17 protein-coding genes and 1 tRNA gene are annotated in these 20,690 nt (G+C 52.6%); 3 read left to right on the top strand and 15 right to left on the bottom strand.

Annotation, left to right across the window (positions count from 1 at the left end; all coding sequences use genetic code 11):
• Positions 1 to 48: 48 nt before the first annotated feature.
• The 13 genes from SD69_RS09945 to pgi all read right to left on the bottom strand — a co-directional run bounded on the left by SD69_RS09945 (position 49) and on the right by pgi (position 15,275).
• A tRNA-Ser gene (locus SD69_RS09945) sits at positions 49 to 138 on the bottom strand.
• Between the two features lie 219 nt (positions 139 to 357).
• Entirely contained in the window at positions 358 to 549 is a 192-nt protein-coding gene (gene csrA, locus SD69_RS09940; protein WP_041523100.1) for a carbon storage regulator CsrA, read from the bottom strand.
• 234 nt (positions 550 to 783) lie between these two features.
• Entirely contained in the window at positions 784 to 2,019 is a 1,236-nt protein-coding gene (locus tag SD69_RS09935; RefSeq protein ID WP_041523099.1) for an aspartate kinase, read from the bottom strand.
• 133 nt (positions 2,020 to 2,152) lie between these two features.
• Complete coding sequence (alaS, locus tag SD69_RS09930; RefSeq protein WP_041523098.1) at positions 2,153 to 4,747, bottom strand: alanine--tRNA ligase; 2,595 nt, start codon at positions 4,745 to 4,747, stop codon at positions 2,153 to 2,155.
• A gap of 48 nt (positions 4,748 to 4,795) precedes the next feature.
• Positions 4,796 to 4,993 (bottom strand): Trm112 family protein, encoded by a 198-nt coding sequence (locus SD69_RS09925; protein ID WP_041523097.1) that lies wholly within the window; start codon positions 4,991 to 4,993, stop codon positions 4,796 to 4,798.
• 94 nt (positions 4,994 to 5,087) lie between these two features.
• Positions 5,088 to 5,930 (bottom strand): M23 family metallopeptidase, encoded by an 843-nt coding sequence (locus tag SD69_RS09920; RefSeq protein WP_041523096.1) that lies wholly within the window; start codon positions 5,928 to 5,930, stop codon positions 5,088 to 5,090.
• 132 nt (positions 5,931 to 6,062) lie between these two features.
• The gene (gene pyk, locus SD69_RS09915) at positions 6,063 to 7,499 is read right to left on the bottom strand and encodes a pyruvate kinase (protein ID WP_041523095.1); all 1,437 of its coding nucleotides are present in this window, start codon (positions 7,497 to 7,499) and stop codon (positions 6,063 to 6,065) included.
• A 12-nt stretch (positions 7,500 to 7,511) separates the two neighbouring features.
• Positions 7,512 to 8,522: a type I glyceraldehyde-3-phosphate dehydrogenase gene (gene gap / locus SD69_RS09910; RefSeq protein WP_041523094.1), complete on the bottom strand. Its 1,011-nt coding sequence runs from the start codon at positions 8,520 to 8,522 to the stop codon at positions 7,512 to 7,514.
• Positions 8,523 to 8,648: 126 nt separating this feature from the next.
• Positions 8,649 to 9,281, bottom strand: a complete 633-nt coding sequence (gene eda, locus SD69_RS09905; protein ID WP_041523093.1) for a bifunctional 4-hydroxy-2-oxoglutarate aldolase/2-dehydro-3-deoxy-phosphogluconate aldolase — start codon at positions 9,279 to 9,281, stop codon at positions 8,649 to 8,651.
• A 35-nt stretch (positions 9,282 to 9,316) separates the two neighbouring features.
• Positions 9,317 to 10,024: a 6-phosphogluconolactonase gene (gene pgl, locus SD69_RS09900; RefSeq protein ID WP_041523092.1), complete on the bottom strand. Its 708-nt coding sequence runs from the start codon at positions 10,022 to 10,024 to the stop codon at positions 9,317 to 9,319.
• Positions 10,025 to 10,034: 10 nt separating this feature from the next.
• Positions 10,035 to 11,510, bottom strand: coding sequence for a glucose-6-phosphate dehydrogenase (gene zwf, locus SD69_RS09895; RefSeq protein ID WP_041523091.1), 1,476 nt, complete (start codon positions 11,508 to 11,510; stop codon positions 10,035 to 10,037).
• Positions 11,511 to 11,552: 42 nt separating this feature from the next.
• A complete protein-coding gene (edd, locus tag SD69_RS09890) occupies positions 11,553 to 13,367 on the bottom strand; it encodes a phosphogluconate dehydratase (RefSeq protein ID WP_041523090.1) in 1,815 nt (604 codons plus the stop codon).
• Positions 13,368 to 13,631: 264 nt separating this feature from the next.
• Positions 13,632 to 15,275, bottom strand: a complete 1,644-nt coding sequence (gene pgi / locus SD69_RS09885; RefSeq protein WP_041523089.1) for a glucose-6-phosphate isomerase — start codon at positions 15,273 to 15,275, stop codon at positions 13,632 to 13,634.
• 326 nt (positions 15,276 to 15,601) lie between these two features.
• On the opposite strand from pgi, the gene SD69_RS09880 reads away from it, so the two are divergent.
• The 3 genes from SD69_RS09880 to SD69_RS09870 all read left to right on the top strand — a co-directional run bounded on the left by SD69_RS09880 (position 15,602) and on the right by SD69_RS09870 (position 18,497).
• The gene (locus tag SD69_RS09880; RefSeq protein WP_041523088.1) at positions 15,602 to 16,675 is read left to right on the top strand and encodes a beta-N-acetylglucosaminidase domain-containing protein; all 1,074 of its coding nucleotides are present in this window, start codon (positions 15,602 to 15,604) and stop codon (positions 16,673 to 16,675) included.
• 116 nt (positions 16,676 to 16,791) lie between these two features.
• Positions 16,792 to 17,772 carry an aldo/keto reductase gene (locus tag SD69_RS09875; RefSeq protein ID WP_041523087.1) on the top strand — a complete coding sequence of 327 codons (981 nt, stop codon included), beginning with the start codon at positions 16,792 to 16,794 and terminating at the stop codon, positions 17,770 to 17,772.
• Positions 17,773 to 18,023: 251 nt separating this feature from the next.
• A complete protein-coding gene (locus SD69_RS09870; RefSeq protein WP_041524662.1) occupies positions 18,024 to 18,497 on the top strand; it encodes an acyloxyacyl hydrolase in 474 nt (157 codons plus the stop codon).
• A gap of 132 nt (positions 18,498 to 18,629) precedes the next feature.
• Here the strand turns inward: SD69_RS09870 and SD69_RS09865 are convergent, their stop codons facing one another.
• The gene (locus SD69_RS09865; protein ID WP_041523086.1) at positions 18,630 to 19,292 is read right to left on the bottom strand and encodes an anthranilate synthase component II; all 663 of its coding nucleotides are present in this window, start codon (positions 19,290 to 19,292) and stop codon (positions 18,630 to 18,632) included.
• Positions 19,289 to 20,686: an anthranilate synthase component I family protein gene (locus SD69_RS09860; RefSeq protein WP_041523085.1), complete on the bottom strand. Its 1,398-nt coding sequence runs from the start codon at positions 20,684 to 20,686 to the stop codon at positions 19,289 to 19,291. Before SD69_RS09860 ends, SD69_RS09865 begins: the two co-directional genes overlap by 4 nt.
• Positions 20,687 to 20,690: the final 4 nt, after the last annotated feature.

The following is a 20,690-nucleotide window of genomic DNA, read 5'->3' as shown; positions in this document are numbered from 1 at the left end:
ATAAAAAAACCGCCGGAGCTTATTCAGCTAACGGCGGTTTTTAATATATGGCGGAGAGGGAGGGATTCGAACCCTCGATACCGATCAAGGTATACTCCCTTAGCAGGGGAGCGCCTTCGGCCACTCGGCCACCTCTCCGTGTCAGTTTTTCGCAAAATGCCGTGTTCGTGGCTTCGCTCAACTGGGGCGGCATAATACCATATTCCACAGAAATTCAAAGGGTTGTAAGCACCCGAAGCTAAAAAAAGTGCTCAGCTGGCGACGTTTCAATCGGCTTGCACGAAATTAGTACAACCATAAAAAAACGGCAACCGTAAGGCTGCCGTTTTTTCGACGGTGTACTGTCGCGGGAAGAGCTTATGCGAAACCGTCTTCCTGGCCCTGCTTCTCGCGCTGAATCCGCTGGTAGATTTCTTCGCGGTGCACGGCAATGTCTTTTGGCGCATTGACACCAATGCGTACCTGGTTGCCTTTAACGCCCAGTACGGTGACTGTTACTTCATCGCCAACCATTAATGTTTCGCCGATACGGCGGGTTAAAATCAACATATCTAACTCCTTAATTCCATCCTGTGACTACGGCCGGACTCCACTATCCTCTGCCGTATAAGTTAACCCCCGCTTGCGTCCCTAATGTCCTACTCAAGGCACGGGCTTTTGCTACCCGCTACTTACAGTATTGACCATTTTTCGCAAAAAGGGGAGCTGCCCCCAAAAAAGGTTTTCTCAAACCAAGCATCCGTCTGTGTGGTGCAGGCTAAACCCCAGAATAGAATCTGCTGATTAAGCCTGTACCGCTTCGGCATCCAAGCCAAAGGCGCTGTGCAAACTGCGCACAGCCAACTCAAGATATTTCTCACTGATAATCACGGTAATCTTGATTTCCGATGTGGTGATCATCTGAATATTAATGCCCTCTTCGGCCAGCGCGGTAAACATGGTCGAGGCGACACCAGCGTGGGAGCGCATCCCCACCCCAACGATGGAGATTTTGGCAATCGCGTCGTCACTGATAACTTCCCGCGCGCCAATCTCTTTGGCAACATCAGCCAGTACGGCAACCGTTTTTTGCATGTCCGCCTTGTTAACCGTAAAGGTCAAGTCGGTAGTGTTGTCGGCCGCGACGTTTTGCACGATAACGTCCACTTCAATGTTTGCTTTGCCGACCGGAGCCAGAATTTTTGATGCCACTCCGGGGGTATCGGGGATACCGGCTAAAGTAACTTTCGCTTCATCGCGATTAAATGCAATACCAGAGACAACTGGTTGTTCCATAGTGCTCTCTTCCTCATCGAGGGTAATCAAGGTTCCCGGGCCATCTTTAAAACTAGACAGTACTCGCAGCGGGACGTTGTACTTACCCGCAAACTCCACCGAGCGAATCTGTAATACTTTTGAGCCCTGGCTCGCCATTTCCAGCATTTCTTCAAAGGTGATCTTTTCCAGTCGGCGGGCCTTATCGACCACCCGCGGATCTGTGGTGTAAACACCATCAACGTCGGTATAGATCTGGCATTCATCCGCTTTAAGCGCCGCTGCTAACGCGACGCCAGTCGTGTCCGAGCCACCGCGTCCCAGCGTGGTAATGTTGCCCTGTTCATCTACGCCCTGAAAGCCCGCGACGACGACCACTCGCCCCGCCGCCAGATCTGCCCGCATATTGCTATCGTCAATCGACTGAATACGGGCTTTGGTGTGCGAATTATCGGTCAAGATCTTAACTTGACTACCGGTATACGATCGCGCATCCCAGCCGCGCTTTTTTAACGCCATGCACAATAATGCAATAGTCACCTGCTCGCCGGTTGATACGAGTACGTCCATCTCCCGGGCATCTGGCGCTGGCTGGATAGCGTTTGCCAGCGCAATCAAACGGTTTGTTTCGCCACTCATGGCCGAAACCACAATCACCATGTCGTGACCATCGGCCCGGAAGCCCGCAATTTTGTCAGCAACCGCTTCTATTCGCTCGACGGTGCCAACCGATGTGCCACCGTATTTTTGTACCAATAAGCTCATTCCCGGCCTATTCCTCACCGTTTGCGGTCAATTACCGTTGTTTGCGACAAGACTGCCTAAAAAGGCGGCAATTAAACACCAATCTATGACAATTGTTAATCTATTTGTTGCACCTTAAAACAATTATTTACATTCAAAGTGCGTCTTTTACCCAGCCGGCCACTGAGGCCAAGGCGCCCTCCAATGCTGCAACGTCGCTGCCTCCGCCTTGAGCCATGTCAGGCCGGCCACCACCTTTACCACCCACCAAGCTGGCCACGTGACGCATCAGGTCACCCGCTCTAATGCGGTCAGTGACATCTTTGCTGACACCGGCAACCAGAGCGATCTTGCCGCCTTCTTCGCACGCCAGTAGCACAACCGAAGAGCCCAGCTTGTTTTTCATTTGATCGACGCTATCCCGCAGCGATTTAGCGTCGGCGCCTTCAAGCTTAACGGCCAGCACTTTTATGCCTTCGACCTCTACTGCCTCGGCCACTAAATCCCGGCTCCCGGCCGTCGCCAATTTCGACTTAAGCGCCGCTAAGTCTTTTTCCAGCTTGCGATTTTGCTGAGCCAGTTGCTCAAGTTTATCGATCAAGGTGTCGGGCCCGGCTTTTACCACACTCGCCGCTTGCTGCAATCGAGCGTCCAGCTGATCAAACAGCGCTAAAGCACGGCGCCCCGTGACGGCTTCAATGCGGCGTACGCCGGAGGCGATACCCGACTCACTGGTAATACGCATCAGGCCAATATCACCGGTGCGCTGAACGTGAGTACCTCCGCACAATTCAACTGAGAAGCCGTCGCCCATGCTCAGTACCCGCACTTCAGTGCCGTACTTTTCGCCAAACAGCGCCATTGCGCCGCGCGCTTTAGCCGTCTCCATATCGCACAGCTCGGTTTTCACGGCCGTGTTAGCAAGAACCTGATCATTCACCAGAGCTTCAATCGCTTTAAGCTCTGTAGCGGTAACACCTTCAAAATGCGAGAAGTCAAAACGTAGGCGCTCCGAGTCAACCAGTGAGCCCTTCTGAGTAACGTGCTCTCCTAATACGGTACGCAGCGCAGCGTGCAGCAGATGCGTTGCCGAGTGATTTAATGCGGTTGCCGAACGGATATTGGCATCCACCTGCCCTCTAAGGGTATCGCCCTGTGAAAGCTCACCATGCAATAAGCGACCGATGTGCAAAAAGTGTGAACCCTGTTTGATGCAGTCACGCACTTCAAAGCGCACACCCTCGGACTCCAGGTAACCGCTGTCGCCAGCTTGGCCACCCGATTCCGCGTAAAATGGCGTTTGATCAAGCACCAGGGCAACGTCATCGCCTTCTTTAGCGCTATCTACCGCAGCGCCCTCACGCAGCACGGCAAGTACAGTGCTCTCGCCAGACAGCCCGGTGTAACCCGTAAACTCAGTGGCGGGCAAATCGAGCGCCGCCTGGGTGTAATCCACTTTAAATTGACCGGCCGCGCGAGCTCTTTCGCGCTGGGCCGTCATGGCACTTTCATAGCCGGCAAGATCCAGCGTTAGGCTGCGCTCACGAGCAATGTCTGCGGTTAAATCGACGGGGAAGCCGTAGGTGTCGTACAACGTAAACACCACATCACCGGGAATCTCGCTTCCGCTAAGCTCGGCTAGCGCGCCTTCGAGTACCGTCATACCCTTATCGAGTGTTTTGGCAAATTGCTCTTCTTCAGCCAGTAAGACTTTCTCAATTTGCGCCTGGCGCTCCACCAGCTCGGGGTAAGCATCACCCATCACTTCAACCAGCGCTTTAACCAAGGTATTAAAAAATGCTCCTTGCTGGCCTAACTGATGACCGTGACGAACAGCGCGACGAATGATGCGACGCAGCACGTAACCACGACCTTCATTGGACGGCAACACACCGTCGCTAATCAAAAATGCGCTCGAGCGAATGTGGTCGGCAATCACACGTAACGATTTATTCTCTAAGTCTGTAGCACCGGTGGCGTTAGCCGCAGCGCTAAGTAAGTGTTGAAATAAATCGATCTCGTAATTGGTGTGCACTCCCTGCATTACGGCAGCAATGCGCTCTAGCCCCATTCCTGTATCGATGGACGGGTTGGGCAAAGCCTTAAGCTCGCCATCACTCTGGCGCTCATACTGCATGAACACCAAATTCCAAATTTCGATGTAACGATCCAGGTCGTCGTTCTCACTGCCCGGTGGGCCACCGGGCACACCGGCGCCATGGTCATAAAATATTTCTGAGCTTGGTCCACAGGGGCCGGTATCACCCATTTGCCAAAAGTTATCTTCATCAAGCCGAGAAAAACGCTCGGCGCTTACGCCTACCTCTTTTAGCCAGATATCGGCGGCTTCGTCGTCCGACACATGCACGGTAACCCACAGGCGCTCTTCTGGCAGTTTAAGTACGCCGGTCAAAAACTCCCATGCGTAGTGAATCGCATCGCGCTTAAAATAGTCACCAAAGCTGAAGTTGCCCAGCATTTCGAAGAAGGTGTGGTGCCTTGCGGTATAGCCGACGTTCTCTAAATCGTTGTGTTTACCACCGGCGCGAACACAACGTTGCGAGCTAGTAGCACGGCTGTAGCTGCGTTTATCGGAGCCTAAAAACACATCCTTAAACTGCACCATTCCGGCGTTGGTAAACAGCAAAGTCGGGTCATTACCAGGCACCAGCGAACTGCTGGGCACGATGGCGTGCTGCTTTGACTCAAAGTATTGTAAAAAGGCGTCGCGAATTTCAGCGCTTTTCATAGGGTATCCGTCGGTCCAAAGTCGTTTGTTGTGCAAATCCCAGCGATATTAGCGGTGTTTATGCTGCTGTTTTTCATCCTCAGAGAGCGCCCGGGCCTCACTCTCCAGCATCACCGGGATGCCATCGCGTACAGGATACGCAAGCCCGGAGCTCCAGCACACTAATTCATTTTTATCGGCCTGATAGTCCAGCTCGCCCTTGCTTACCGGGCAGACCAATATACTGAGTAATTTTTTATCGATCATCTTGTGTCTTTGCCTCTGTCATGCCCGTTGGGCGCCAGAAAAGGGGCATTAGCAATTCGGGGCGCTATATTACACTGCCGTGACGCCCCTGTCTTCATTGGCCGGGGCCATCACTGGGCGACGGCATAGGCCCAACCAAAGTAGTCGGATCCACACGCTGATCGAGCCAGTTCATGCGCCAATCCAGGTGCGGCCCAGTGGAGCGGCCCGTCGCCCCTACCTCGGCAATCAGATCGCCCTGCTCAACCCGCTGCCCAACGGCAACAATTACTTTCGATAAGTGAATAAAGGTAGACGACAATCCATGACCATGATCGATAATGAGTGTGCCGCCGGAGTAGAACAAGTCCGGCTCGGCCAGCGTCACCTTGCCAGCGGCCGGGGCCACCACGGGTGTACCGGTCGCAGCCGCAATATCGACGCCATAATGGGGCCGTCGTGGCTCACCGTTATATACCCTTTGTGAGCCATACACCCCTGTTATGGGGCCGATGAGGGGCCATTTAAAGTCTTGCGTAAAATCGGTGCTCGCCCCACGCTCTTGCCTTGCCTGCCACACTTTGGCCGCCTCTTTACGCGAACGCTCTTGCTGCTCAGGCGAGGGAGTCACGGTTTTTTGCGGCACACCCTCAATACGCTGGATATTGTATTCTCTGGGCGCTACGTCATAGGTTCGGCTAACCGTCTCACCGCTCGGCGCCTCTATAATCAGCTTGGCTGTTTTAGCCGCATCGCGACCCAGGCCGAATACAAATTCACCTCCCTGAGCCACCATTACCGGTTTGCCATCCAAAGTGAGCTGACTACCCACCGGCACTCGCCCCCGTAAGATGGCCCCTTGCTGCCACTGCCCATGCAACTCGATAGGCTGTTTGGGCGAAACCGCAAAAGCCTGGCCGAACAGCACCAAACCAACGGCTATCATTAATATTTTCATAGCTCCTCCACTCGCCTATTGCGATAACTGATGGTACACCATTCACACCACCAGGCTTTGCCATAGCGCAAAAAAAACGGCAGCCGAAGCTGCCGTTTTTATCTAACCTAAGCCATTAAAGACTACCGGGGATTACTCGCCGACTTTTAAAATCTTCATAGCGTTGGTGCCGCCCAATTGGTCAGTATCACCACCGGTTAGAATCACCATATCACCATCGACCAACACGCCATTTTCTTTCAGTGTGTTCATAGCGCGAACATAGTCTGCACTCGATGGCGCATTACCGCTGTCGAACGGTACCGGGCGCACACCGCGGTACAGAGCAACACGACGCTGCGTGCCAATGTGACGGGAAAAGGCAAAAATTGGCAACTGTGAGCCAACCCGCGACATCAAACGAGGTGTCGTGCCAGACTCGGTCAACGCGATAATCGCCTTAACGCCAGGCAAGTGGTTGGCAGTGTACATGGTCGCCAAAGCAATAGACTCGTCAATCGAGCCAAAGGCTTCGTTCAAGCGGTAGGAGTCGTAGCTTGCCTGCGGGTGTTGTTCCGCACCAATAATAACTCGCACCATTGCCTCTACGGTTTCCACCGGAAAGTTACCGGCCGCAGTCTCGGCGGAAAGCATCACCGCATCGGTGCCATCGAGTACGGCGTTTGCCACATCGAACACTTCCGCACGGGTTGGCAGTGGACTGTTAATCATCGACTCCATCATCTGAGTCGCGGTAATAACCACTTTGTTTTGCGCCCGCGAGCGAGCGATGATGCGCTTTTGTACACCAATCAACGCAGCATCGCCAATTTCAACACCTAAGTCACCACGAGCAACCATAACCGCGTCACTGGCCGCGATGATTTCATCCAGGGTTTCATCATCGGCGACAGCTTCAGCACGCTCAATTTTTGACACCAAGCCAGCTTTACCGCCAGCTTCTTCCAGCAGGCGGCGAGCAGTGTTCATATCCTCGGCGCTGCGCGGGAAAGACACGGCCAGGTAATCTACGTCGATCTCGGCTGCGGTTTTAATATCGGCAAAATCTTTTTCCGTCAGTGCTGGTGCTGTTAGGCCACCACCTTGGCGGTTGATACCTTTGTTGTTCGACAAAGGCCCGGCCACGCTGGTGGTACAGAAGACTTTACTGCCTTCAATTTTATCTACATCAAGTACTACCCTACCGTCATCCAGCAACAGTTTATCGCCTGCAGCACAGTCATTGGGCAGCTCTTTGTAGTCAATACCAACACTTTCTTGAGTACCTGCATCGCGATCCAGAGAGGCATCCAACACAAACTTATCGCCGATTGCCAAGCGGATAGGCCCATTGGCAAAACGAGCAATACGAATTTTAGGGCCCTGCAGGTCCCCTAACACCGCTACGTAGCGATTGTGTTTACTTGCCAGGCGGCGCACAGCTTCGGCGCGCCCTTTGTGATCTTCAGGTGAGCCGTGTGAGAAGTTCAATCTCACCACATTTACCCCTGCCAAGATCAGCTTTTCCAATACCTCTTCAGACTCCGAAGCCGGCCCCAGTGTACTGACGATTTTTGTACGGCGTAACATAATATCTCTCGCTTATTTAGCGTTCATCAGTGCAATGGTGTTGTCTAGCATACGATTGGAGAAACCCCATTCGTTGTCATACCAAGACATGATTTTAACCCAACGAGTACCCATAACTTTGGTCTGCTTTGAATCAAAGTTAGAAGAGGCCGGGATGTGGTTGAAGTCGATAGAAACCAGTGGCTCGTCGTTGTAGACCAACACACCGGGCATTTCGTTTTCGGCGGCTTCTTTCATAGCGGCGTTGATGTCTTCTACGGTAACGTCGGTTTTAACCAGTACGTTCAAATCAACCAACGAAACATTAATGGTAGGTACGCGAACCGACATGCCATCGAGCTTGCCATCCAGCTCGGGCAGCACCAAACCTACGGCACGGGCGGCACCAGTAGAGGTAGGAATCATCGACTGAGTGGCAGAGCGAGCGCGGTAGATGTCTTTATGAAAAACATCACTCAGGTGCTGGTCATTGGTATAAGCGTGAATAGTGGTCATTGAGCCTTGCTCAATACCAAACTTGTCATTCAGCACTTTAGCCACTGGAGCCAAACAGTTAGTGGTACAAGAGGCATTGGAGATAATTTCATCAGACGCCTTCAGAATACTATCGTTTACGCCGTATACCACGGTGGCATCAACGTCAGTACCCGGGGCCGAAATGATTACTTTCTTAGCACCCGCTTCTAGGTGAGACTTGGCTTTATCACGGCTGGTAAAAATACCGGTACACTCGTAAACCACATCGACATTGAGCTTACCCCAAGGCAGGTCGGCTGGGTTGCGCTCGGCAGTGATTTGAATTTCATCACCGTTAACCACCATTTTGTCACCGGCCACATGGACTTCGCCCGGAAAACGACCGTGCACAGAATCGTATTTAGTAAGGTGTGCGTTTAACTCAGCATCACCCAAATCATTGACTGCAACCACTTGGATCTTATCGCGATAACCAGACTCGTACAGCGCGCGCAGTACGTTGCGACCAATGCGTCCGTAACCATTAATAGCCACTCGAATTGTCATTTATGCCTCTCCTATAAATTGTACCCGCTCACGAACGGGGCTCATAACCTAATTTATTTGGCGCTTAGCGCCAATGCTGCATGTATCACTTGCCGGCCTACACACACCTAAAACATGCTCAAGGGCTTAGCGCTCAAGGCTTGCCGCTTGACGAGCTAGGGCTTCGATCTCGTCCCATTTTTTCTCGGAAACCAAGTTCTTAGGAATCATCCAAGTACCGCCGACACACGCCACATTAGGCAATGCCAAATAGCTTGGAGCCTTCTCTAAATTAATACCACCGGTGGGGCAAAAGGTGATTTGCGGTAACGGTGCACCTATAGACTTAACCATGCTAACGCCACCGGCAGCCTCGGCAGGGAAGAACTTCATGTGAGTAAAGCCTTGCGTGTAAAGGTTCATGGCCTCGGAGGGTGTTGCGATACCCGGAAGCAAAGGCACGTCACTTTTCTTAGCCGCTTCGATTAACGCGGGGGTCGTGCCAGGGCTAACCATAAAGGTGGCACCGGCATCGATTGACGCCTGCAGGTCTTCAGGGGTAACAACGGTACCCGAACCAATCACAGCGTCCTCTGGCAAAGCCTTAACCATTGCACTAATAGCATCCAGTGCTACCGGTGTCCGCAACGTAATTTCAAGTACTTTTAACCCGCCGTTGTACAACGCTTGCGCCAACGGAACAGCGTCCTCTAAGTTCTCGACTACAATAACCGGTACAACCGGTGCTACCTTTACAATCTCATCAATGGATAGACCCACGTAGATATCCTCGTCTGTTCGTTCGCAAATAAACCTTAAGGTGCCCAGTAAACAGTTACCGGCACAGTGTTTTGTTCCAATATCGCACGCACCGGCATGTCGGCGACGTCGCCACCTGCCAACGCCTCACGATAAGTCGCAAGCTTCTCATCACCAGAAATCAACAGCAGTACATGCTTGCTGTTGACGATACCGGCCAGAGAAAGCGTCATGCGCTCTGTGCAATCGCCCGTCACTTCGCTTTGCTTGGCAGTTATCGCGCTGCACAAGGCGTTAGTACTCAGAGACTCTTCTAAGCCCTCTGCGTGCGGAAATAACGACGCCGTATGACCATCCGGGCCCATACCGAGCACTGTCACATCAAACGGTGAAGGCAATGTTTGGTAGGCCGCCTCACACTGCTCCAGACCTTCAGACGCACTGCCGGCGGTGTTTTTCATGCCAATCAGCTTGGCATTGGCTGCGTTGTTTTGCAGTAACGTTTTTACGATAAAAGCTTCGTTGCTTTTATCGTGATCAAAATCAACCCAGCGCTCATCAACCAGCGCCACCTTAATTTTGTCCCATGCCAGATCTGCCTCCGACAACCGCTTGTAAATTGGTGCCGGCGAGCTACCACCCGAGACTAAAAAGCTAGCTCTGTCTCCATCGGCCACCGCCTCTTGCAAAGCGCCAATTGCATGCTCAAAAACAGCATCAATCATCGCCTCGCGGGTCTCAAAGAAACGTTCTACTACTGCCATGTCGTTGTCCTTATTCCGTGCCTTTGATGTTTTCGCCCACGTTAAACCAACAGCGACCATCTTCGCGGAGTAAATCGGTAGCCGCTTGCGGCCCCCAACTACCGGCGGGGTATGGCTGCGGCTTGTTCTCAGGGCGCTGCCAAGCTTCGATGATCGGGTCTACCCAACCCCAGGCGGCGTCTACTTCGTTGCGGTGAATAAACAGTGCCGGGTTGTTAGCGGCAGCATCCAGCATTAAACGCTTATAGGCATCAGAATAAAACTTATCGTAGTTGTCAGTCAGATTTAGGTTTAGCACGCTAGGCACTAAGTCTGCCTCGTGTTTTTCTAAATTGTTTGACGTCACGATCATCTGTACTCGCTCATCGGGCTGCAGCTGAATCACCAAACGGTTGGGAATCATGGTGCCGGCCGACTCAGGGTAAATATGATGTGTTACGGTTTTATATTGAATAATGATTTCAGCGCAACGCTGCTTTAAGCGTTTACCTGTGCGCAAATAAAATGGCACGTGCGACCAGCGCCAGTTATCGATATGAGCGCGAATCGCCACAAAGGTCTCAGTGTTACTGTCTTTGCCCAACTCTTCCAGGTAACCCGGCACTTGCTTACCACCAGACTCACCGGCCACGTATTGGCCGCGAACCGTATTGGCCGCCACATCGTCGCCCACCAAGGGGCGCAAGGCATCAAGCACTTTAAGTTTTTCGGTACGAATGCTATCGGCGTTTAATTTGCTGGGCGGCTCCATGGCCACCAAACACAGCAGCTGCATTAGGTGATTTTGCACCATATCGCGCATGGCACCGGCGTCATCATAAAAGCTAGCACGCCCTTCAAGCCCTACCGTTTCAGAGATGCTAATCTCAATATGGTCAATAGACTTGGAATCCCACAGGTGTTCAAAAATACAGTTGGTAAAGCGCAGCGCCAACAAGTTTTGAACGGTCTCTTTACCCAAGTAGTGATCGATGCGGAAGATATCGTCTTCTTTAAAGTACTGGGCGATCTCGGCGTTAATGGCCTCGGCGGATTCGCCGTCATAACCCAGTGGCTTTTCTACCACAACGCGAGAGCTCTCGCTGATCATGCCCGAGTCCGATATGTTTTTACAGCAGGCAGAGAACACCGCCGGCGGCGTTGCCATGTAAAAAATGCGCTCGTCATTACCCTCTTTCAAGGTCTTGGCGAKCTCATCCCAGTGCTCATCGCGCTCGGTAATATTAATAAATACACCGTGCACGCAGGCTTCAAACTCGTTCCAAACGTCATTGTCGATTTCGTCATCACGCAAATAGCTATAAGCCGCCTCGCGCACCATGGCGCGGTAATTTTCGGCCTGCTCGGTTTTACGTACTGTGCCAAAAATACGAGACCCTTTGGGCATCTGCCCTTCGCGATAAGCCCGATACCAGGCTGGAATCAACTTACGCAGTGCCAGATCGCCCGCGCCCCCAAAAATGACAAAATCAAAAGGTTTCTGCATGAATGAATCCTATCTAACAAATATGGTTATGCGTTACCTGAATTACCAGCGAAAGACGGTGGCACCCTCTTCGGCAGCACCCACTGTTTGCCGCAGCGGCGCAAACAGTTCGCGGCCCATCACATCGTGACTTTCACTTAAGTCAGCCTTGGCGTGCTCGCGGGTAGCCAGCTCTTGCTCATCAACATGTAACTGCAAAATGCCACTTTCGGCATCGACCTCGACGATATCCCCATTGCGAACCAAGCCGATAGGGCCTTGATCTAACGCTTCGGGTGTTAAGTGAATCGCCGCTGGAATTTTGCCCGACGCGCCCGACATGCGACCATCGGTAACCAGCGCCACTTTATAACCACGATCTTGCAGAACCCCAAGCGGTGGCGTTAGCTTATGCAGCTCGGGCATACCGCACGCTTTAGGACCCTGAAAGCGCACAACAGCAACAAAGTCTTTGTCTAGCTCGCCGGCTTTAAACGCTTGTTGCAGCGCATCTTGCGTTTCAAACACGATAGCAGGCGCCTTAACCTTGCGATGCTCGGGTTTAACCGCCGACACCTTGATAACACAGCGACCCAGGTTTCCGGTTAACAGCTTCATGCCGCCAGTGGCGCTGAATGCACTCTTCGCCGGACGTAACACACCATCATCCAAACTGTCTTTGGGGGCATCTCGCCATACCAGCTTGCCCTCATCCAAAAACGGCTCCTGAGTATAAGGTTCAAGACCACCATCACCCATAACGGTTTTGACATCGTCGTGCAGAACGCCTTCCGCACGCAGCTCGCGCATGAGATAACCCATACCGCCAACGGCTTGGAAACGGTTGATATCCGCCAGCCCATTAGGGTAAATACGACACATCAAAGGCACTGCATCCGAGAGATCGGACAAATCTTGCCAATTGACGATAACGCCGGCCGCACGTGCCATAGCCATGATATGAATCGCGTGGTTGGTAGAGCCACCCGTCGCCAATAATCCCACCATGCCGTTAACAATGGTTTTTTCATTTACCACTTCGGCCATGGGTGTGTAATTACCGCTAGAGGTAATGGCTGCCAACTGTTTTACCGCCGCGTTGGTCAGCGCATCGCGCAAGGGCGTATTGGGGTTAACAAACGAGCTGCCCGGTAAGTGTAGCCCCATGATTTCCATCAGCATTTGGTTGCTGTTGGCCGTGCCGTAAAACGTACAGGTACCGGCACTGTGATACGAGGCACTTTCGGCCTCAAGCAATTCTTTACGACCGACTTTGCCCTCGGCAAACAGTTGGCGTACCCGAACTTTTTCGGCGTTGGGCAAACCCGGTGTCATAGGACCTGCGGGAATAAAAATAACCGGTAGCTGACCAAAGGACAAAGCACCGATGGTTAGACCCGGAACAATTTTGTCGCAAATCCCAAGGCACATGGCGCCGTCAAACATATCGTGGGACAGCGCAATCGCCGTCGACATAGCGATAACGTCGCGACTGAACAGCGACAAATCCATGCCCTCCCGGCCCTGGGTGACGCCATCACACATAGCCGGCACACCGCCGGCAAATTGGGCTGTCATGCCAGCCTCATGAGCCGCTTTTTTAATGGGCTCCAGATAGGTGCCGTAAGGCTCGTGAGCCGACAGCATTTCGTTGTAGGAGGAAATTACCCCAAGATTGGGGGCGTCGCCTTCGGCCAGCGCTTCTTTGTCAGAGCTGCCACAGGCAGCAAAGCCATGGGCTAAGTTACCACAGGATAGGCGTTTACGAGCGGGGCCATTAGCGCGGCCACGTTCAATTTTGTCCAGGTAGGCCTCACGCGCTGCCCGGCTTCGCTCGATAATACGGTCGGTAATTGCAGCAATTTTGCTATCGGTCATTTTGTTACCACTAGTCATCGTATGCTTAGGAATACAGACTGCTATATAGGCAGATACATCGACCTATAATAGGGGTTATGGCTGTAATGTGTTGCTCTCTCTTGTCTGCACCATCGAGTGGTGCGCCGCCCGGCTTTTCGCTCTAATGCGGTTTATGCGCCTTTGCAGAAACAACAAAACGATCCTCCGGGGAACATTGGCCTCCGGAGCATCGTTTTAGCAGGCGGGTCAGGTCGCCTTTTGCCCTGCTATGCGCAGAGCCCGTTATCGGGCTTTCTTGTAGTATTCTAACAGATTGCGGGTAGAGGCATCATGCCCCGCCCCAACTTCAGCTTCTGGCGCCATTTCGGCCAAAATACCGTTCGCCAGCACCTTGCCAAGCTCAACGCCCCACTGATCAAATGAGTGGACTTCCCAGATGATACCCTGAACAAATATCTTGTGTTCGTACATGGCAATCAGCGAGCCCAGTGAGCGCGCATCGATTTTCTGTAGCAAGATTGTGTTGGTAGGGCGATTACCTTCGTGCACCTTGTGGTTCACGATCTCCTCAATGCGCTCCGGGCTCATTCCCTTGGCTCCCAGCTCTGCGCGCACCTGGTCGGCGCTAATGCCTCGCATCATCGCCTCGGATTGAGCAAAGAAGTTAGCCATCAAGGCGTCGTGGTGCCCTTTAACCGCGACCGTGGGCTCAACCGAGCCAATAAAGTCAGCCGGCACAATTTGTGTGCCCTGGTGCAAGCACTGGTAAAACGCGTGCTGGCCATTAATACCCACCTCACCCCAGATTAAAGGCACGCTGGAGTAATCAATACGCTCGCCAGACCAGTTAACGCTTTTGCCGTTACTCTCCATCTCGGCCTGCTGCATATAAGCCGGCAGACGGTGCAGGCACTGATCGTACGGCAGCAGTGCATGAGCCTTACGGCCAAGAAAGTTATTGTTCCAAATACCCATCAAGGCCAGCATGACTGGGGCATTTTTCGACAGAGGCTCGGTTAAGAAGTGCTGATCCATCTCAAAAGCACCTTCCAGCAGCTCCTCAAACACCTCCATCCCAAGGTTTAGGGCAATCGGCAAACCAATGGCTGACCACAGCGAGAAGCGGCCACCGACCCAATCCCACATATCAAAGATGTTTTCTTCGGCAACGCCAAACTCCATCGCCTTAGGGCGATTGGAAGAGACAGCAATAAAGTGGCGATTGATAAAACTCTTGTCTTTTGCCTTGTCTAAAAACCAGGTTTCAGCCGAGCTGGCGTTGGTCATGGTCTCCAGGGTTGTAAAGGTTTTTGAAGCCACCACAAACAACGTGGTCTCGGGGTCAAGATCACGTAAAACCTGAGCGATCTGGAAACCGTCGATATTGGAGACATAGTGGACGTTCAGGCTGCCATCGCTATAGCCGCCCAGCGCCTCGGTGACCATCAAAGGGCCAAGGTTTGAGCCACCGATACCGATACTGACCACATCCGTCATTGCCTTACCGGTGTAACCACGCCAATCGCCGCCGCGCACTTGAGCCACGAGCGAGCGCATACGCTCTAGCTCATGTTTTACCTGAGCGCGCACATCGTCGCCATCGACTTCAAGTGGTTCGCCAGAGCCATCACGCAACGCCACATGCAGCACAGCGCGGTCTTCAGTGCGGTTGATTTTCTCGCCGGCAAACATCTTGTCACGCAGCGACTCCACATCACAGGCCTCTGCGAGGTCTATCAGGGCTTTGCGAGTGTCTTCGGTGATCAGGTTTTTGGAGTAGTCGAGCAGGATACTGGGGGCTTGAAGGGAAAACTTAGCAAATCGCAGGTCATCTTCGTCAAACAAATCGCTCATATGCTGTTTTTGCATATCTTGAGCGTGTGCTTCAAGCGCCTGCCAGGCAGTCAGTTCGGTACGGCTAGACATGTGCGGTCCGCATCCTCTGTTCAGGTCTGTTTAAGTAACGCACCACTCTACACAGGCTGCCATTTACGCGCCAAAACGGTGCGCAACATGAACAGAATAAACCGTGGCAGCTCAGGGACTTACCCTGCTCGGCGAGCGCCCTAAGAATACCGGGCAAACACAGAAATAGAGCGGTGCAAAAAGGCGGCTATCATAGGCAGTTAGGGGCTTTATGTCAATCTGACAGCATCGCCCCGCCCCCAACCATGGCGCTTTAACCATCGCGCCAGCTAGATTAAGCTAGAGCCCCAAAGGGCGTACGCAAACACCTCAAACAAGGCGACTTCATGGCACAGCACATCCCACTCGGGGTTATCGAAGGCTTTTTTGGCCGCAGCTGGAACTGGCAGCAGCGCACCGAACTGGCAGGCTTTTTACAGCAAACCGGGTACAGCTATTACCTTTATGCCCCTAAAAGCGACGACCGGCTGCGCAGCCACTGGCGTCAGGACTGGAGCCAAAGCGAATGGGCCAACCTAACCACCCTTAGAGACCACTACCGAGCTGCCGGCATCGAATTTGGCATCGGCCTAAGCCCGCTAGACCTGTGCACGCCTGAAGGCCAGACAGACAGCGCCTGCCTGCACCAAAAAATCGCCCGCATCAATCAGCTTGAGCCTGACATCCTCGCGTTACTGTTTGATGATATGCGCGGCGACATACCACAGCTGGCAAGCATTCAGACACAACTGGCTCACCAGGCAGCCGAACATAGCAATGCCCACCAGATCATGCTCTGCCCCACTTACTACAGTGACGACCCGGTACTCGCCAAGGTGTTTGGGGCGCGCCCCAACCATTACTGGGAGACTCTTGGGCAGCAACTGGATCCGGCCATCAACATATTCTGGACCGGCCCCAAAGTCTGCACCGAACACTTTACCCGCACACACTTATCCGATGTCGCCGACCGCTTGGGGCGCCTGCCTTTTTTATGGGACAACTACCCGGTGAACGACGGCGCCGTCAAATCAAAACATCTTTACCTGGCCCCCTATTCAACCGATCGCGCGCAAATAGGTGACTTGATCGCGGGCCACGCCGTTAACCCGATGAACCAGTTTCAACTGTCTAAACTTGCCCTAGCCAGCCTGCCCCACGCCTACCGCGATGCACATTACCAACCAGAAACGTTGTTTACGACACTACTCGACCAACTATGCCCTGCCGAGCTTCGCGCAGCGCTCACACGAGACGCTGCCTTTTTTGCTTGCGAAGGGCTCGACGGCATGACCACTGCGCAGCGCAACCTCCTTACCGAGCGCTATCGCACACTTGGGGAGAATAGCGCCATGGCGGCCGAGGTGGCCGACTGGCTAGAGGGCTACTACACCTTTGATCCAGCCTGCCTCACAGAGTAATTTGGCGGCCGCCCCAAGCAAAGTCAAAACCACACCAAGCCGAACACGTGCTAGCATAGCGGCCATAAAGTCACTTCGACCAATACTACTGATCACACGCACCACAAGGAGCGCCCATGAAAACTCGCACCCTCGGCAATACTGGCTTTAACATCAGCGAGGTAGGCCTCGGCTGCTGGCAACTAGGCGGGGATTTTGGTCCAATTACCCAGTCCACGGTGGATGGTATTTTTTCTGCTGCACTCGAGGCGGGCATTAACTTTTTTGATACCGCCGACGTTTACGGCGACGGTGCGAGCGAAAGATATGTCGGCGAGTACCTCTGCAACACCATCCCTGAGCCAATCATCGCCACCAAATACGGCCGGGCCGCAGGCACGTACCCCGACGGCTACTCTCTAAGCGATTTACGCGACAGCCTGAAGCGAGCTCAAGACCGACTACAGCGCGATCAAATCGATTTAATTCAGCTGCACTGCATCCCGACCGAAGTCATGGCACGAGGTGAAATTTTTGACTGGCTGCGCTCCATGCAGCAAGAAAAGCACGTCAAATTTTTTGGCGCCAGCGTCGAAACGGTCGAAGAGGGTTTGATTTGCGCGCAGCACGATGACCTCAGCTCACTGCAGGTGATATTTAATATCTTCCGCCAAAAGCTGCTCGACGAGCTACTGCCAATGGCGCTCGAAAAAAACATCGGCATCATTGCCCGACTGCCACTTGCCAGCGGGCTACTTAGCGGCAAGTTTCATGCTCACACTGAGTTTGATAAAACCGACCACCGCCACTTCAACCAAGACGGGCAAATGTTTAACGTGGGCGAAACCTTTGCCGGCATCCCGTTTGCAAAAGGTGTTGAGCTGGCCGAGGCGATTAAAAACAAAACCCCCGAAGGTTACTCCACCGCGCAAATGGCGATGCGCTGGATACTCGACCAACCTGCCGTCAGCACGATAATCCCGGGGGCAAGCCGGGCGCAACAAGTCACTGAGAACGCCAAAGTGAGCGACCTTGAGCCGCTCCCCAAAGCGCTGCACGATGACCTTCGCAGGTTTTACAGCGAGTCTGTCGCAGCGCATATTCGCGGCGCCTATTAAGCATCCTCATCAAACCCGAGCGAGTGACACACCACTCGCTCACCTCCTTCGTTGTATTTTCTGCCAAAACTACCGATAATTTAGCGCAAGCAACTCTGGCCCCACCGGAACACACAACGAGATAATTTATGGTTAGCGCCACACTACGCTTAATAGCTTGCATCTTCACGTTATTGTTTCTCCCTTGCAGTGGCGCTCTCGCCGACACATCCAATAACCACGGCATCACAATCGCCGTAGGGCCGAGCGATATGGATCACGATTTTTACCGTATTGCCGGTAGATTTGGCTGGGACAAACGCTGGTTCGATGACCCAGAGGGCAACTGGTACCTTACTGGCCAGTTCGAAGCGGGTGGTTTTTACCTCGAAAGCAACTCAGACGCGACCCAGTATCGCGACGCGGCAGACTCTTTATACGGGGTGTTTTTAACGCCGGTGTTTCGCCTGCAGCGAGACGCCTACGACTTTGGCCTAGCCCCGTTTGTGGAGGCAGGAATAGGCGTTAGCTACATCAGTGAAACCTGGATCAAATCCGATACCTTTACCGGCGCAGACTTTGGCAGCCACTTTCAATTTGAAGACAAACTCTCTTTTGGTACACGCCTTGGCAGCCAGCAGCAGTTTGAGGTGGCATTTACCTTTATTCACTACTCTAACGCCAACATCAAAAAGCCGAACCACGGCATCGACACTAGCTCTGCAACATTTTCTTACTGGTTTTAATCTCACCCCACATCAGTGGCGCCGGCTGAGCCGCGCCACTGAGAGGCGCGCCCAAGCGGCCGGCACGCACCCTTCCTTAGCGCCTGTGCACGGCGATCCGGGGCGGCAAGCCCGGACAAGCATTCACACAACTTAGCTCGCTACGTTAAACAAAAACTGCTTTAACAGCTCTTTACCACCCTCTGTCGCAAACGACTCAGGATGAAACTGAATGCCCTCGATGGGATACTCTTTATGGCGTACCCCCATAATCTCCATGGGTGCCCCATCGCGCTTAGCCTCCGCCAAGCTACTCTGGCCGATCTGTGCCACGACAGCCGTCAACTCTAAACACTCAGGTAAACTGGCAGGATCCGCCACCAAGGAGTGATAACGCATGATATCAAGCTGCTGCGGTGCCCCGGCAAACACGCCATTTTCATCGTGGTAAATTGGGCTGGTTTTACCGTGAACAGGAAGCCCCGCCTTAACCACCTTACCGCCAAATACATGGGTGATACCTTGCATACCAAGACAAACACCTAACAGAGGAGTAGATTTACCCAGCTCAAGAATAACCTCAGCACACACACCAAAATAAGCTTTATCATCTGGCGATCCTGGCCCCGGCGAGATAATAATACGATCAGGCTGCCAGGCTCGTACATCACTCAATGTGACCTCGTTATTGCGCTTTACGCTAACCGTAAAATCCTCAATGCTGCCACGGGATTTCTCGGCCGTTAACACTTCACCCACATACTGATACAGGTTGTAGGTAAACGAATCGTAATTATCAATTATTAAAACTTTCATTCGCTCGCCTCCTGCGCACCCGGCTTATAGGTATCCAGCACCTTTTTGGTCCCTGCAAACTTGCGCTGAATCTCTTGATATTCATCCGCGGCGTTTGAGTCGTAAACATTGCCGCCACAGGTTTGTACGTAGCCGTACTCACCACTAACAAACAAAGTGCGAATAGGAATAGCAAACGTGCAATCGCCATTGAAAGAGAAGTGCCCCACGGCACCACCATAGGGGCCGCGACCATCGGGCTCCAGCTCGTCGATGATTTTCATGGCTTCAATTTTGGGTGCACCAGTTAAGGTGCCAGCGGGAAAGTTGCTAGCTAAAGCGGTGAACATATCCTCGGAGTCGGCCATAATACCGACAATCTCACTAGAGATATGTTGCACATGGCTAAAGCGCTTGATGTCCATCAAATTGCGCACCTTTACCGTCCCAAACTGAGCAACACGCCCAATATCATTGCGATGCAAATCGACAATCATGTTGTGCTCGGCGATCTCTTTGGGGTCATTAAGCAACGTACGCGCTAGCTTTTTATCTTCTGCCTCTGTGGCACCTCGCGCTGCCGTTCCGGCTAGCGGGTAGGTTTCCATCTCGCCTTGGCGCAAACGGAACAGCAACTCGGGGCTTGCGCCAATGATCTTCTCGTCGGCAAACTTTAAATAATACATTTGTGGTGACGGGTTAATTTCACGCATCGACTGATAGACATTAACGGTATCACCCGAGACTTTAAACTCGGTTTTAAACCCCACCTCACACTGAAATATTTTACCTTCAATAATGTCCTGCTTGACCTTTTCGACCGCCGCCTCATGTCCAGCGCGATCCATCGTATCCCCTAAAGGGGTTACACTTAATTGACCATCACCGCTATACTCTTGCGCTATCAGCTCCTGCACCAGCGCCTGACGATCGTCATCGTAGTAAAAATAAAATATCTCAGCGGTCATCTTGTCTAAAATCAAACCGTCTTTATACAAACCAAACTTAAATGCCGCAAAGTGCTCGCTCGACTGAATACTCATGCTTGGCTCAAAGTAGTTCATGCAGTCGTAGCCAATATACCCGGTTAACCCACCGGCATAACCACGAGACAAAATATCCTGCGGCATAATATCGCGCAGCAAATAGTACGGGTTGTCACTGGGGTAATCGACTGACGAACCATCGCGCTCGGTAATGGTAAGCGCCTTGTCACGAGCCGAAAATAATTGGCAGGGATCAAATCCAATAAGCGAATAGCGCGAGATGTGACTCTCTTCACCCAGCGACTCCAACAAAAAACAATTATCAAAGCGCTTTTCGATTTTTTTAAACAACTCAAAGAAGTCACACTCAGTCGCGAGTGTGACGTAATTGGGCTTGCGCGGAATCTGAATTTTTTCCGGCTTCGTCATAATT

Source organism: Gilvimarinus agarilyticus (assembly GCF_000832015.1).
Taxonomy (GTDB): Bacteria; Pseudomonadota; Gammaproteobacteria; order Pseudomonadales; family Cellvibrionaceae; genus Gilvimarinus; species Gilvimarinus agarilyticus.
The sequence above is the reverse complement of the archived record's forward strand: the minus strand, read 5'-3'. Positions and strand labels throughout refer to the sequence as shown.